Origin of the sequence: Echinicola pacifica DSM 19836 (assembly GCF_000373245.1) — a bacterium.
GTDB classification, from domain to species: domain Bacteria; phylum Bacteroidota; class Bacteroidia; order Cytophagales; family Cyclobacteriaceae; genus Echinicola; species Echinicola pacifica.
Window position 1 is genome coordinate 24968 of sequence record NZ_KB890759.1, and the last position, 14743, is coordinate 39710.

The following is a 14743-nucleotide window of genomic DNA, read 5'->3' on the forward strand; positions in this document are numbered from 1 at the left end:
ATAAATGAAACAGTTACAATGATATATTCCCATAGATTGGAGGACGGAACACATCTGTGAGAGGCTAAGAATTTATCCAGTTTTTATAGTACTTACATTAACATTTTTTTATGAAAATCACCTAACTTATGCTTCCAAACTTTCAAGGATAAAAACCACCACAGCATGCTCCGAACCCCTTATCTGCTCCTGCAATTTAGCCTTTGCTTCTGCTATTGTCTTACTACTTACGGTCAAACTGAAGCCTCCAATTCTGACCAAAAAATCATCTACCAATCTCCTTCTTTAGTTTTGCAGCAAGTTTCTGAGCATAGCTATGTTCATATTTCCTATTTGGAGACCGAGAGCTTTGGCAAGGTCGGCTGCAATGGAATGGTGATCATTCATGATAAAGAGGCGATAATTTTTGATAGCCCCGCCACGGGCGAGGTCACCTCGGAATTGATCGGCTTATTACGGGATAGCCTTGCACTTAGGATTACCGCTATGGTCCCGACGCACTTCCATGCCGACTGTGTAGCTGGATTATCCCAAATCGATGAAGCTGGAATTGAGATTTATGCCCATAGCAGGACGGTGGAACAATTAAAAAAAACACCTACTCAAAACTTGCCAGAGATTAATGAATTTGATCATCACCTTAGCCTTAGACTTGGGGGGGAGCAGGTGCTATGTGATTATTTTGGCGAAGGCCATACAGTAGATAATATTACCGCCTATTTCCCTACCGACCGACTGCTTTTTGGAGGCTGTCTGATCAAAGCTGCGGGGGCTTCCAAGGGAAACCTTGAAGACGCCAATACTCGGGCATGGAGTGAAACGGTCGAGAAAATAGCGCTCAAATACCCCCAAATAAACAAGGTAATTCCAGGGCATGGAGACACTGGTGATAGCAGCCTTCTTACCTATACGATCGAGATGTTCGAATGAGGGCAGGCTAGTTAAAGGCACAGCCATTAAGGGAATTTCTCTCTTGCGAGTTTTATCTTAAACCCCTTCTAAGCAAAGATCATGAAGCGCAGCATCCAATACCGCTTTTCTTATACTCCTTGACGGTCATTCCATACACTGACTTGAATGTCCGTGCAAGATGACTGCTGTCTGTGAAATTAAGTTGATGGGCTATTTCTTTTAAGGTCAAATCGGTATGCACCACCTTTGTTTCTACCAATTTTAGTTTTGCGCGAATGATATAATCAGCAAGGCTCTTGCCCGACTGCTTTTTAAAATATTCGGAAAAATAACTAGGGGAAACATTAAACTCGGAGGAGATTACTGGGATTTTCAGTTTTTCTGTGTCCATTAAATGATAGTGAATATACCTAAGAATTTCTCCAAAACGCTGGTGGCGCTCATTCCCTAAGTCCACATAAAACCTCTCCACTGATCGAGCAAGAATATTAATTATCGCCGTCATGATTCCTGCCACGACCGAATTGCTGAACTGCTCTTTGCTAAGGTACTCTTTGTGAATAAAATAGATACTTTCTTTAATATAATGCCGCTCCCTATCTGAATTCAGGATATCACCGGGGCGCTTATTATAATTGGCTAAAATATAGGCCATCTTGTCAAACCATCCCTGATAATTTCCAAAACCATTATCATTAAGAAAATACTGATCTGTAAATCGGATAAAGTAAAAGGTAGTCTCTTCCACAATCTTAAAAGAATGGCAGTCCAAAGGAGGCAATAAAAACAGATTCCCTGCCTGGTAAGGAAATTCTTCATAGTTGATGCATTGAGTACCGCTGCCCCGTTCTATAAATACCAATTCGAAAAAGTTATGCTTATGGGGCCGCTTATGCCATTCTTTAAACACCTCTACTTCAATTTCAAATAATGTGGAAGAATCTTCAATAATCATTGTATAAATATCGGTTTTACAAGTCAAATATAAGGGTGTTTCTGAGACAATCATTTAAATAGTCCCTGATAAACATAAAAATAAGTAAAATATCCAATATAGATACAATACAACCCAATATACATACAACAAAAATCACAATTTATACCCGCACTTTTGTAAAGGAAAATCGGAGCAATTCCTTTCCCACCATTAACAATGATGTTAATGGTATTTTATTACATAAAAAATTTTCTCATAATGAATTTAGAAAACGTTTTAAATTGGAGGTACTCCACCAAATCATTTGACCCAGCTAAAAAGATAAGTGCTAAGGATTTTAAACAAGTCACAAATCTCCTGCGCATGAGTCCATCCAGCACTAATTTACAGCCTTGGCATTTTGTAATTGCTCATACCAGGGAGGGAAAAGAAAAAGTGGCTAAAAGTGCCCATGGTTTCTTCGAATTTAACGCTAAAAAAATCACTGAAGCTTCTCATATTATTGTATTTGCCTCCCGACTCACTGCAGACGAACCCTATATGCAGCATATCCTTGAGCAGGAAGAAAAGGACGGACGGTTTCCTACTTCAGAACTTAAACAAATGATGCATGGGGGAAGAAATGCCTTTGCCGATATTCATAAATATGAAACTAAGGACCTTCAACATTGGATGGAGAAGCAGGTGTACTTAAATATAGGGAATTTATTATTGGGAGCTGCGGCACTTTCTATTGATGCGGTGCCCATGGAGGGCGTCGATATGAAAGTGCTGGATAGTGAATTTGGTTTGAGAGAAAAGGGTTTTACAGCTATCGCGGTAGTTTCACTTGGCTATCGACTAGAAAGTGATTTTAATGCCAGTACTCCTAAGTCCAGACTTCCGGAAGAAGAAATCATCACCTTAGTTTAAATTATATCCCCAAAACACCTTCTCAGGCTGCACCAGATTGGTTTAGAAGAAAGAGTCTATATTATGACATAGGCTTATAGACATAATCTTAATTCTATCCAATTTGGCAGTCTGAAATTGTCAAAGGGAAAATCAAAAGTAGTACCACCACATTATTTGTAGTTCCTTAAATTTTTTTATCTCCCCTATCCATTTATTATTATAAGGCTTAAATAATAAAGACCTAACTCTTCGGTCTCTCCTTCGAATAGGATTCGAAAGTAATTTTTCCTTTCAACAATATTATTATTCCCTCAATAAAATTATATTTGGTCTTCTAGAAATGCCCCTGCTAGAATAACCAATCTTTTAGGTCAATCAAAAACAATAAGCTCCACAAATGCATCGTCTACTTTATTTTCTTCTTGCCGTTTTATTTTCAGTTCCTTCTTATTCACAATCAAATTGGCCCCAGGCTGCGGGCCCCAATGGCAAGTGGGTTCTCAGTTCTGAGCAGTCCGCCCCTACTTCTTTTAGTGTCACCACTGGAGAGAATATCGAATGGAAAACTCCCCTACCTGAAGGTGGTCAGAGTGGCATCGCCGTCTGGGAGGATCGTATATTTCTCACCGTCATGAAACCCATCCAGCAAGCCCCCCAAAAGGAAGACCTAATGGGTACCGATATATTAGCCATCTGCCTGGATGCCAATAGCGGTGAGATCCTATGGGAAAGACCCATGGCCGGAAGCTTGCCCTCCGAATATATGTATGGCTTCAGCGATAGCTCCACTCCCAGCCCTTTGACCGACGGTCAGTCCGTGTGGTTTTATAATGCCAGTGGAATTATAAGTTGCTTTGATATGGCTGGAAAACTCCAGTGGCAGCATAATTGGATCCCTGTTTCCGAGTTGGACAGCATCCATTTCCCCTTTAATAAGCAGTTTGAGCCGATGATCCATGAGGACATCATCCTGAATATGGAGCCCTATATGAAAGAAGATGGAATCCGCACTTATGGATGGAATTACCTCACCGCCCTCGACAAGAAAACGGGGAAGATGCTTTGGGTATCGCAAGATGCCCTTACCCATTATAATACACCGCAATTTGGCATGACCAATGAGGGCGAGGCAGCCGTGCTTATCGGGCGTGGTGGACATCATAAGGTACCTGAGAAACCAAAAGGCTATTCCATGATCAGCTTAAAAGATGGCCACAGAATATGGAAATATGAGGCCGACCAAGGGGAAGCGCTCTACCATGCCAGCTGGAATGATTCCTATGCCGTTTGGTTTACCGAAAAAGAAAATGAACTTCATGTTCTCAACCCTGACACAGGGAAGCTAATTCGTAAAATTGACCTGAGAAATGGTACTGTTCGCCTTTGGGATAAGGAAAAATCCCAATATGAAGCCCAAGATGCCAAGGCTTATTTTGATCAAGAGGAACTGAATGTTTTCCCTGCCTGGTACACTAATATTCTCATTGAGGATCAGCTGTATTTCCTTTGCTTCAAAAAGGGAAGATACCGTAAAAATATTGGGCCGGACTATAGCATGGCTAAGGTGGACTTAGAAACCGGCGAAACACAGTTCTTGGAATTACCTGTGCATTTTAACCTGCAGGCGGATCAAAAAGAATATATCTGGAATGAGGAATTGGTGACGGAAACGAATAATATCCGTGGCCTGGATGTGGCCCATGACCCTAGGTCAAAACGGGATGGCTGGCATTGGAATTTTAATGGTAATCCCATTGCCATCAATGGGAAAATCTACTTCACCACGATGCTGGGACTGGTTTATGTGGTGGATGCCCAAAGTCCTGAGCTGGATGCTAAAGCCTTGATTAGTGTGAATGACCTTGGCCCGAAGGGCAAAACATGGTCTGTCAACACCCCCTCCTTCGCCAATGGCAGCCTCTATCACCGCACGCTCAAATACCTGATAAAAATTGGTGAATAAGGTAAAACAGGAAGGTCCTCCCAGTACTGGACCTTCCTGTTGTTATATTGACTTCAATGGCTTCCATCAGGTATCTCCTACTATGGTAGGCATAAGACCTGCAATTTAAGTGTGGTAATTCATCTATAATCCCAATAAGCGGATTAGGAAAGATCCGTTCTGCTTAAGCGTTGTGTCGGAGCTTAGCACTACTTTTTGGGACTCAGACTCTCCTTGATATTATTGATGGACTTAGCGTAACCCACCTGAAGCTGGACAAAATCGCCACCTGTTTGACTCAGGTTAAAATAAGGGATAAACCTCAGGAACAATTTATCCGAAAGCTCACCATTGAGCCCTTGTTGCAGCTCCATATTGATATTCAGGATGCTGACAGGGCCGTCCGCCTGGGGATCCAGAATATCCACTACTGCCTCAGTTTTATTCATGAAGTGACGCTGGAAACTTGGGTTTATCCTGAACACCGCCGCCTCAGTAATCCTTAAATCCAAGCCGGTTTGAATTTTAAATCCATGAGAATTGATTTGATAAGGATCATCTTCATTCTCCTCATTATTGAGAAGGGAATTATAATATACATATCCCATATCAAAAGTCCAATTTCCACCATTACGGAACTGACTATTGAAAATATTAATGTCCAAACCGAATGTAAAGGGGCTTTTTTGGATAAACTCTAGTCGGTTTACATCCGCTTCATTTGTGACAAATTTGTCCTTGCTATCAAACTTGCTCAGTTGAAAACTCGGTTTCAGGTAATTGAATACCACAAAATTATTATTAGGCAGATTATTGGTGTTCAATAGGATCTTGAAATTACCTTCTGTTTGGATAATCCCATTGGGTTCGCCAAAGATGGTCCCTAAAAGATCGGTATAAACCCTAAGGTCAATGTCAAGCTTGGAGCCACGAGTGAAGGTATAGGAAGGTTCAGACGCCTTCAATACAAAGTTTGCATCATCGGGAATCATGGAATACTTGGAGACATTATCATAATACAGAAATTGCCTCAATTGAATTCCCGTTCTTTTGCCTTTAGGTTCGCGAATATTATAAAAATAATCGTTTAGCCTCCCTGCATTGAGATGCTGAATAGAAATGATTTTTTGATTTTCGAACCTGTATTTGTCGGGCTGGTCAGTGGTGATAAACATGCGCTTGATGACACCGTCTTCCACAAATACATTGATCGAATCAATCCTAAAGGGGATATCGGCCTTTATAGCACTGGAATTAGCAGAATATACAGAATCTAAACCCTGGGTGGCAGCTTCTTTTAAATATAGACTTCCAATTTTAGTTTGAGAAAGTGAAACATGAGCAATGGTAAATAGTACCATCGCCATTAGGATGATTTTGGGTAATAAATAGCTTACGTTTTTCATGACTGAAACATTAAAAGTGAATAATAATACCTTTAATGAGCAATCTGCCAAAAAGTAACCCATTACGGCAGATCATCATGGATTATAAACCATATATCCTTAATTATAAATCACTTATAGTCCCGCCTCCATCCTTTCCTAAGAAGATATTCTAGCTGCCTTATAGGAAACACTATTCCTAAGGATCGAAAATATTACAAGGACAGAAAAGCTAATGGGAGGGAGTTGTGAAGATTACCAAGAGCGGTAAACTATAAATTTTGGGTGCGAGTACTACTATTGATAAAACGTATAAAACCGCATAGAGGAATATCAAAGCCGATTATGGATAAAAAAAAGGTGATTTTTAAAAAAAATATTTCATGACTGTAAAGGATAAGAAGGGTACAGTTGACCTAACAGCCTTTCTCTAAATTAGCCTCGATAAAGGCCGCATGCTGTGCTGACTCAGGATATAATAGAGGGAAAATCAAGAAAAGTGAAAATGATATTAATGGCCTAAAAAAGAAGATATAATGAATGAATAAGGAAAGGAAAGGATAAGTCCGACTAGGAATCACAGCCAATATGGAAGACGAAATAGCAGGAACTACCGATAGCCTATAAATTGTCAATCTACTAAAAAACACTTTTATTATAACTTTTATGCTGCGTATCGTTATGAAATCGAAATATATTAATATAAATATCATTTTTTTTAGTACAAAACACCTTTCATAAATTGATTTAAAATATTATATTCATTTGCAGGTTACTTTTCACCACAACTATCATAAAAGAGCAGATGACAGACCATGAGATACTGATTCATATACGAGCTGGGGACCAGCAAGTACTGGAGAAGGTGTATGTCCAGCATAGGGAGCCATTTATATCCTGGCTAAAGAAACAATATAATTGCTCGAAAGAAGAAGGGCAAGAAATCTATCAAGTCACTTTCTATATATTTTATGAAAATGTCCTCACCGGGAAACTGCAATACCTTACTTCCAGCATCAAGACCTATCTGTTTGGGATCGGTAAATACAAGATTTTGGAGCATATAAGAGTAGAATCCAAAAAGGCTTATGAAATAAGAGAGGAATATTTCCAAATGGAAGAAGAGCAGACCTTTCCAGATCTGGATCAGGAAAACATGATTATCAGCGCATTGAGGACTTTGGGAGATCCATGCAAGAAGCTTTTGGAATTGGTGTATTACGAAAACAGATCGATGGAGGATATTGCTCATGCATTGAACTATAAGAATCCCGATACTGCAAAGAACCAGAAGTACAAGTGCATGCAGCGGCTCAAGAAATTAGTGATGACCACAAATGTGTAAGAAATGGAAGAGCAAGATCAAATAACGATACAACGATACCTTGACGGGGAGCTGTCGCCAACTGAGCGGGAGGTGTTTGAAGAAAAATTAGCACTTTCTCCAGACCTTCAGCAGGACATCCTGCTGCACAAAAAACTGATCGAAGGGATCAAAATGGAAGCCCGATCAAACGCCTGGCAACAGATAAATAATCTTGAACAAAAAGCAAGACATCAAAATAAGGTCCGCAAGCCCAACTCTACAGTAGCCTGGAGGATGGCAGCTGCTTTTGCCTTGATCCTGGTGGCAGGGTTTGCGATCTATCTGACTATCGGTCAGGATACCGGTCCAGAGAGGCTCTATGCAGAAAACTTCAGCCCCTACCCGCCCATCGCCTATGCGCCGGTACGCGGCAAAGAGCCCAGCAGCAATTTAGAACGTGCTTTTGCGGCTTATACGGCAGGTCAATATCAAAAAAGCATGGATTTGCTCGCAGACGAAAACCATGAAGGCAATCGTGGGGGATTGATATTATTCTATGAGGGGAATGCCCTGATGGCGCTAGGAAAACCCATGGAAGCGGAAGCTAAGCTGAAGGCTGCCATGGAATACCCCGGGCCACTGGCCTTACAGATGCGCTGGTACCTCTCCATGAGCTACCTCGCTCAAGGAAAGACAGAGCAGGCTAAGGAACTTCTAAGCCTCATCTCTTCAGGCCAAAATTCTTATTCCGAGAAAGCATCAAAAATTATTTCTAACCTATAATACTATAATACTATGTCAACTAGTGAGAAATATTTAGTTTATCCTTATGGGACGGTGCGGGATGTAAGAAGGCCCTCCGACGACACTGAGCCCTATTTAAATGAGGACGAGACAGAAGGCCAAAAATCCTGGCCAGTAGAAAAAGCCCTTAAAAAATTCCTAAAAAGCATAAACAACCCCAAGGCCTATTTTCAATTAGGGGTGGTTCGCTTCAGGACAGCCGATGGCTTAGATTTCAAACTTTTCCTTTTTCAAGGAACCTATGATCAAAATGGTAATCCAGAGCATGAAATTAAGGATGGAGATATCATTGATTTTACCGATCAGGGAAGCTCTCTATTTATTTTACTAGACAAGTCCAATATACTTTAAAACCCAAAGTCTTATTTGCGCCGGTTAATAGAGGATGAATATTCACGCAATTTCCTTCTATTGAGGTACAGGGTGAGAAGTAGTCCGGCAAATACAAGTGCATACCAAAGGAAAAGGTGATTAGTGCCAGCGGCAGCATTGCCCACGGGCACCATGCCTGCCCAATACCTTGGATGAGCCATTTGCTCGTCCGAGGTATTTATATAGTCTAATTTTGCCAGTTGGATGGACTGAGCGAGATTTTTACCTTTTTTGAAATGGCCATAGAAGCCACTAATGATCTTCGAAGTGCTCATATCATCCACCTGCCAGAGGCTCGCCAGCAGTGATTTGCATCCCGCATATCGGAAGCCACGAGCGAGGTTAAATACCCCTTCCCCATCCAAGTATTTGCCCATCCCCGTTTCACAGGAGGCCAGCACGGCCAGATTGGCCTTCATAGGGATATTCATCAGTTCATAATAAAACAATGAATCAACTCCTAGGCCAAGGCTATCTCTAAAAATCAAGGCGGCCTTCATCGGGTTGGTCATATTGGCGCGTCCATGTACTGCCATATGAATGATATCAGCCTCACCCGCATTGCTAAAGAAATTGCGCTTTGTGGCAGCATTGCCACTGAAGCTAGCGATGGGGAACAAGGAGGCCATATGTTTCAACTCCTCCTGAGCTCCAAGCAGGTCCAGATTGGAGACTGCCGACTCAGATTGCCCATAGCTGAAAGCCATAATATTATTATTATCTAGGGTATTCTCCGAATCTTCCACCAGCAGCTGGGCAGAAAATCCGTAGGAAATCGGGCAGGATCTGACCAGATAATCCAGATTTCTATAATCCACCGTCAGGCTTTTAGTTGCTGAGCTAAGGAAACTTTCAAATGGAACCGTGGACAGAGCACCGTCGGGAATAAGAATTAAATTCCTGACTTCTGAGATATCAGCAGGAAGCAGTCGGGTATATAGCCTATTTCCCAATCGGGTAAATTCCTGAAAATTCGCAAGTTCATCTCCATAACTAGGCTTTGCCATAAAATGGCTTCTGAAAGCACTCAGATCACTTTTCAAGCCTTCAAAATCCTTCAATTTATCCAGAGAAATTGAGCCATCCATTTCGATATAAAGCCTAAATGCAGTGGAGTCTCCATAAAAATACTCCGCCATGCTGGCCTCATTTTTCTGTAAATACAGGCTAAGTTGCTTCAAACTTACTCGCTCAGTACCGTATTTAGACTCAAAATACTTGGGGTAGCTGGAGGACATGGTCTGCTTCAGCATTTGAAGATTCTTCTGCAACTGAAAATATTCCTCCTTCAAGAGGACAAGCAATGAATCCCCGGGCTGCGTCTGCAGGATCGCCTGGCACTTAGCGATTCGGGAAACCAACTCATTTTCCTGGGATCGAATGCTGTCCTCCACGCCGATATGATCGAGCAGCTCCGCATGGCGAATATAATCCAACATGCTGAGCGACTTACTATTCTCCATAAATCGCAGCGCCACCCTAGCCAAAGAAGAGTCTGGCTGGGTTTTCCACATTTGACTGACCACGCCTAGACCGCTTTCATACACCGACTTATACCGACCTGCTAGGCCTACCTTGGCACTTTCCACCTTGATATTACTTCGGAAATGCATCAAAACTCTATCGAAAGAAATATAAGCCTGCAAGGCCTTGTCCAGGTAATCAGGCGCTGGATGCTGCAGATACATTTTGGTATAGCCATTGGCCACCATTTTCATCCCATCCAATACCTGCGGTACGTTCATCATGGCCAATGAATCCTCCGACAGCGTTTCCCAATGAAAAACCCCCTCATGCTGGAGAACTATTTCTGCATAATAAATCGCTGAATCCTGCTGCCCAGTATAATGGTAAAACTGACTCCAAACGACACTCGCCTCCTTACTTTCTGCAATAGAATGACCGGGAAGCATATCCCTAGCCAAAGCCATATACTTCCTGGCCTGCTGAGGAGCTTTCACCGTCTGCGCACTTACCATCTGCAGGTAAATTGGAAATAAAGCCGGATCTGACTTCTGGTCAAAACTTGCTATCACCTCGTCAAGCGTGTTTATAGCTGAGGGATAGTCTTTCTGGTTGATATAAACGGCCGCCAGATTGGACTGGAAGATCGGCATATTTGCCTTCATATAATAAGGCTCCTTTTGGATCAATTCTATGGCTTCCTTAAAACTAACGATAGCCTTATCGTATTCATTGGCGGTAAAATAGGCCGTTCCCATAGCATTTAGGCAGGAACTCAGGTCCAGATACCTGCTCGCATTAGTCTCCTGAAAAAGATGAAACGCCTTGAAGGCATAGCTATTTGCCAGATCGGTGTCTCCGACATTCCGCAGACAAGAGGCGATTACATAGTATAAATTTGCCAATCTCACCGGGGTCGCTATGGAAGGATTTTTATCATAAATGGCCTGTGCCCTTTGGTAGAATTGATCTGCATTATAATAATCCCCAAGGGTATAATGATAAATCTCTCCTATAGAAATCAAACTGGAAGCCACATACCGTGAATTATCACCATAAAACGCCCGCCTGATTTTCAGGGCGAAATGATGCGTATAAAGTGCAGAATCAATTTGACCATTATAATCATAATAGACCCCCTTTCGGTAATATATATCTGCCAAAATCAGGGAATCCTGCGAGGAGCGTTTATACATTTTCTCCGTCTCCTTAATCAGCTTCCTGGCCTCTGGAAGTCGCCAAAGCCCTATTTGGATACCAGCCATCTTGGTCCTGGAAATGATCGCTGCATCATAGTCCTCCACCTTCACAAAATCCTTTGTCAACTGATCATAATAAGCCAATCGTTGGGGAACACTCATGTCCCTTTCCTCGGGAACCTTAAATTCCTCCCTCTCTGTAATCGACTCATAATCAACCTGAAAAGCATATAAAGCTGCATTTCCTGAAAGAATGAAAAATAATGAAATTAGGCTGCTGACAAATGAAAACTTCATGACTCGATGCGAATAAGATAAAATCCTTACTAAAGAAGGCATACTAAAAGAAAAGAAGGATGATATCTTCCCTATTCATCCAAGTAGCGATGAAGATTGTATTCTCGGATGATCCGCTGCCAAATTATGATAATATTATTAACCCAAAGTACAGAGATGGAACTAAGACTCCCGCATCCAACTATTTCATAATAAAAATACCATAATTATAGAATAAAATACATTTTTTTGGTAAAAAATCAATGGATAAGCTAAGTTAAAATTACCAACGGCTATATATTGTACATATACCTCTGTGGCTCCAGGTTCTTTGACCTCAGTTATTGCGCTTGAAGGACTGATGGAAGTGTCTTGGAGAGATTCCGCAATGTTTTTTGAACAGCCTAGAGAAATAAGCCAAATCGTCAAAGCCGAGCAGCGTGGCAATCTCGCCTATCGGTTTATCGGTATAATATAACATCCTTTTGGCTTCCAGCATCGCGCGGGCAGTGATGAGGGAAATGGGGGATTTCCCCACAGCTGATTGACTTACCCGATTCAGGTGCCTAGGGGTGATATTCAGCCAGTCCGCATACTGAGAAACTTGCTTCTCACTGATAAAATTCCTTTCTATTAATTTTTCGAATTCCTGCATATGTCGCGAATAGCCACCTGGATGACTGGGTGACACCATTCCCTGCTCACGATAAGCCTGGTCCAAATAAAGGTAAATCAGCTGGATAATCCCTCTCGCTATGGAAGGGGCATTATTAGTTTTGCTCCTTGTTTTCTCATATAATTCCCCAAAAAGCTGCCATAATAATGGGCTGCTAGCTTTAGGGATCTTAAGACCTGATGCATTCATAAGCGAACTGAAAAATGGAAATTCATTTACTGAATGCTGACTAAAATAGGAATCATAAAAGTCTCTGGAATGAAAGAAAATATAGCCGTCCGCATCCTCCGAAAGTTCCCAATGATGAGTCTGACCAGGATTCAGCATAAATATGGCTCCAGGATAAATTGGATATTCCTCGAAATCTATTTCATGCCTACCCATGCCGTGGGTAAACAAGACTGTTAAATAGAAATTGTGCTTATGGGGAATGGTAATGTCCTTATGGAAGGTACGAATATGCTCCTGAAAGGTATTGCAATAAAACTCTCTGGGTGAATCCGCCCCAAAATTATGCAATTGTAAAACGTCTAAGTCTGCCATGATCATGTCCGATTTGTACAAAAATAAGCAACAAATTGAAAACAAATTTCCTCTGGGGAGTATTAATTTTGTCCCAGTAAGAAACGTGAAAAAATGATCCTATGATGCTACTCGATATCCTTAAAGAAAAATGTCCTAACTGCCATCAAGGGCAGGTATTCGATGAACGGAATTCCTGGTCATTGATTAAGATGCCAAAGATGAACCGCAATTGCCTTCATTGCGATCATCGTTTCGAAAAAGAACCCGGCTTCTTTTTTGGGGCCATGTTTGTGAGCTATGGCCTATGCATTATCGAGTCAGCCCTTGCTTTCCTTCTCTACCTTATTTTGCCCGTCTCTGAGGAATACCTGATTTACTTCCTCCTCCTTCCAATCCTTCTTTTCTGGCCATTCAATTTCAGGAAATCCCGGCTAGTCTGGATGCATCTCGTGTAAACAGTCAAGTAATTCAAATAAATAACAGAAGTAAATAGAGTTATCCTATATTTTTTAGGTAGATTTATGGGGCATACGCACCATTTTACTTATGAAAAACAGCATACTATTATTTACCTGCCTGTTTTTGACCTTCTTAGTTTCCTGTAAGGTAAAAAACACTGATACTAAAAACAAAGCACCTAATATCATCATCATCCTTGCGGATGATATGGGATATGGAGATATAGTGGCGTACAATTCACAAGCCAAGGTAAGCACACCTTATTTGGACCAACTAGCAAATGAAGGCATGCTTTTCACGGATGCCCACTCACCCTCCGCGGTTTGTACCCCAACACGCTATGGGATATTGACTGGTAGGTATAGCTGGAGAACGCGGCTGAAGTCAGGCGTTCTTCACCCCTGGGAGCTGCCATTAATAGAAGCTGAACAAGAAACGATGGCTGAAATGCTAAGAAAGGCAGGCTATTCCACCGCTGCTATTGGCAAATGGCACCTGGGATGGGACTGGCCGGTGACGGATGCAGCCAAGCCATGGTCAAATAATGGTGGCACCGTGGATTATTTTCAGGAGGTTAAGGGAGGACCATTGGCCGTAGGCTTCGATTATTATTTTGGAGATGATGTACCCAATTATCCACCTTATGCCTATATAGAAAACGAGCATATTGTCGAGGCTCCCACGCTGGATAAGCCTAAAGATTATTACGGTTTGGCTGGGATGATGAGTCCCGGATGGACCCTGGAAGCCGTCATGCCGCGGATCACCAAGGAGGCGTCAGACTATATCCTAAGCCAGTCGAAGTCTCAAAAACCCTTCTTCATGTATTTTGCGCTTACCGCCCCGCATACGCCCATCGCTCCAAGTGAGGAATTTGTAGGAACGAGCAAAGCGGGTAAATACGGGGATTTTGTGCAGCAGGTGGACTGGACCGTCGGACAGATCGTCAGCGCCCTGGAAGAAGCCGGATTGACCGAGGAAACCTTATTAGTATTTACCTCTGACAATGGCTCTCCAGCACGAAATGGTGAGAACTATTCCGGACCTGTGGCCTCTGTCATCGCTGATTATGGTCATGCTGCTAATGGCGATTACCGAGGTCTAAAAGGTGATGCCTGGGAAGGTGGCCACCGCGTCCCCTTTATCGTAAAATGGCCAGGCAGCATCCCAAAAAACTCTGAAAACACACAACTCGTTTCCTCCCTGGATCTCATGGCGACTGTCAGGGACCTCATCGGTGGAGAATATGAGCAAAACGTATCCCCCGATGGGTTGAGCTTCCTGCCCACCCTTAAGGATCCTTCAGCCCCTGGTAGAGAATCGCTGGTTCTTCATTCACATAGAGGCGTGTTTGTCTATCGTAAAGGCCCCTGGAAATTCATAGAGTCCAATTTATCCGGTGGATTCAGTGATGGGCTAAATCCTGATGGCTATGGAATCGATACTCCCGGTCAACTTTATAATCTGGAAGAAGACCCTGGAGAAACTTCAAACAGGTATAGCGATTTCCCTGACATGGTACAGGAACTGACCCATGAATTAGATAGCGTCAGAAATCTAGCTAATTGAGAACATTACCACGCTAGGAATAT

At 42.2% G+C, this 14743-nt stretch carries 12 protein-coding genes; 8 read left to right on the forward strand and 4 right to left on the reverse strand.

Translation table 11 applies throughout. The annotated features are described in order from the left end of the window. The first annotated feature begins 165 nt into the window (after nucleotides 1-165). The gene (bla, locus tag B050_RS0120545) at nucleotides 166-930 is read left to right on the forward strand and encodes a subclass B1 metallo-beta-lactamase (protein ID WP_018475844.1); all 765 of its coding nucleotides are present in this window, start codon (nucleotides 166-168) and stop codon (nucleotides 928-930) included. Nucleotides 931-1009: 79 nt separating this feature from the next. Here bla and B050_RS0120550 read toward each other — a convergent pair whose 3' ends face one another. After that, on the reverse strand, nucleotides 1010-1867 hold the full coding sequence (locus B050_RS0120550) for an AraC family transcriptional regulator (protein ID WP_018475845.1): 858 nt from the start codon (nucleotides 1865-1867) through the stop codon (nucleotides 1010-1012). A 240-nt stretch (nucleotides 1868-2107) separates the two neighbouring features. Here B050_RS0120550 and B050_RS0120555 point away from each other — a divergent pair, with 240 nt between their 5' ends. Beyond that, the gene (locus B050_RS0120555; protein WP_026236056.1) at nucleotides 2108-2761 is read left to right on the forward strand and encodes an oxygen-insensitive NAD(P)H-dependent nitroreductase NfsB; all 654 of its coding nucleotides are present in this window, start codon (nucleotides 2108-2110) and stop codon (nucleotides 2759-2761) included. Between the two features lie 379 nt (nucleotides 2762-3140). After that, nucleotides 3141-4706 carry an outer membrane protein assembly factor BamB family protein gene (locus B050_RS0120560; protein ID WP_018475847.1) on the forward strand — a complete coding sequence of 522 codons (1566 nt, stop codon included), beginning with the start codon at nucleotides 3141-3143 and terminating at the stop codon, nucleotides 4704-4706. A gap of 188 nt (nucleotides 4707-4894) precedes the next feature. Here the strand turns inward: B050_RS0120560 and B050_RS0120565 are convergent, their stop codons facing one another. Continuing rightward, the gene (locus B050_RS0120565; RefSeq protein WP_026236057.1) at nucleotides 4895-6091 is read right to left on the reverse strand and encodes a hypothetical protein; all 1197 of its coding nucleotides are present in this window, start codon (nucleotides 6089-6091) and stop codon (nucleotides 4895-4897) included. 784 nt (nucleotides 6092-6875) lie between these two features. Here B050_RS0120565 and B050_RS0120570 point away from each other — a divergent pair. The 3 genes from B050_RS0120570 to B050_RS0120580 are packed head-to-tail and all read left to right on the forward strand — an operon-like array spanning nucleotide 6876 to nucleotide 8531. Continuing rightward, the gene (locus B050_RS0120570; RefSeq protein WP_018475849.1) at nucleotides 6876-7415 is read left to right on the forward strand and encodes an RNA polymerase sigma factor; all 540 of its coding nucleotides are present in this window, start codon (nucleotides 6876-6878) and stop codon (nucleotides 7413-7415) included. A 3-nt stretch (nucleotides 7416-7418) separates the two neighbouring features. Next, nucleotides 7419-8159, forward strand: coding sequence for a zf-HC2 domain-containing protein (locus tag B050_RS0120575; protein ID WP_018475850.1), 741 nt, complete (start codon nucleotides 7419-7421; stop codon nucleotides 8157-8159). Nucleotides 8160-8171: 12 nt separating this feature from the next. After that, nucleotides 8172-8531: a hypothetical protein gene (locus B050_RS0120580; protein WP_018475851.1), complete on the forward strand. Its 360-nt coding sequence runs from the start codon at nucleotides 8172-8174 to the stop codon at nucleotides 8529-8531. Nucleotides 8532-8542: 11 nt separating this feature from the next. On the opposite strand, the gene B050_RS0120585 is transcribed toward B050_RS0120580, so the two are convergent. Together B050_RS0120585 and B050_RS0120590 are read right to left on the reverse strand one after the other, a co-directional pair. Further along, entirely contained in the window at nucleotides 8543-11512 is a 2970-nt protein-coding gene (locus B050_RS0120585) for a CHAT domain-containing protein (protein ID WP_018475852.1), read from the reverse strand. Between the two features lie 316 nt (nucleotides 11513-11828). After that, on the reverse strand, nucleotides 11829-12710 hold the full coding sequence (locus B050_RS0120590) for an AraC family transcriptional regulator (protein WP_026236058.1): 882 nt from the start codon (nucleotides 12708-12710) through the stop codon (nucleotides 11829-11831). 101 nt (nucleotides 12711-12811) lie between these two features. Here B050_RS0120590 and B050_RS0120600 point away from each other — a divergent pair, with 101 nt between their 5' ends. Next, nucleotides 12812-13147, forward strand: coding sequence for a DUF983 domain-containing protein (locus tag B050_RS0120600; RefSeq protein WP_018475855.1), 336 nt, complete (start codon nucleotides 12812-12814; stop codon nucleotides 13145-13147). A 91-nt stretch (nucleotides 13148-13238) separates the two neighbouring features. After that, a complete protein-coding gene (locus tag B050_RS0120605; protein ID WP_018475856.1) occupies nucleotides 13239-14720 on the forward strand; it encodes a sulfatase family protein in 1482 nt (493 codons plus the stop codon). Nucleotides 14721-14743: the final 23 nt, after the last annotated feature.

What these genes read in the sequence shown, in the direction of transcription:
- bla (WP_018475844.1), top strand. Translation starts at nt 166, where the DNA reads ATGCTCCGAACCCCTTATCTGCTCCTGCAATTTAGCCTTTGCTTCTGC.
- B050_RS0120550 (WP_018475845.1), bottom strand. Translation starts at nt 1,867, where the DNA reads ATGATTATTGAAGATTCTTCCACATTATTTGAAATTGAAGTAGAGGTG.
- B050_RS0120555 (WP_026236056.1), top strand. Translation starts at nt 2,108, where the DNA reads ATGAATTTAGAAAACGTTTTAAATTGGAGGTACTCCACCAAATCATTT.
- B050_RS0120560 (WP_018475847.1), top strand. Translation starts at nt 3,141, where the DNA reads ATGCATCGTCTACTTTATTTTCTTCTTGCCGTTTTATTTTCAGTTCCT.
- B050_RS0120565 (WP_026236057.1), bottom strand. Translation starts at nt 6,091, where the DNA reads ATGAAAAACGTAAGCTATTTATTACCCAAAATCATCCTAATGGCGATG.
- B050_RS0120570 (WP_018475849.1), top strand. Translation starts at nt 6,876, where the DNA reads ATGACAGACCATGAGATACTGATTCATATACGAGCTGGGGACCAGCAA.
- B050_RS0120575 (WP_018475850.1), top strand. Translation starts at nt 7,419, where the DNA reads ATGGAAGAGCAAGATCAAATAACGATACAACGATACCTTGACGGGGAG.
- B050_RS0120580 (WP_018475851.1), top strand. Translation starts at nt 8,172, where the DNA reads ATGTCAACTAGTGAGAAATATTTAGTTTATCCTTATGGGACGGTGCGG.
- B050_RS0120585 (WP_018475852.1), bottom strand. Translation starts at nt 11,512, where the DNA reads ATGAAGTTTTCATTTGTCAGCAGCCTAATTTCATTATTTTTCATTCTT.
- B050_RS0120590 (WP_026236058.1), bottom strand. Translation starts at nt 12,710, where the DNA reads ATGGCAGACTTAGACGTTTTACAATTGCATAATTTTGGGGCGGATTCA.
- B050_RS0120600 (WP_018475855.1), top strand. Translation starts at nt 12,812, where the DNA reads ATGATGCTACTCGATATCCTTAAAGAAAAATGTCCTAACTGCCATCAA.
- B050_RS0120605 (WP_018475856.1), top strand. Translation starts at nt 13,239, where the DNA reads ATGAAAAACAGCATACTATTATTTACCTGCCTGTTTTTGACCTTCTTA.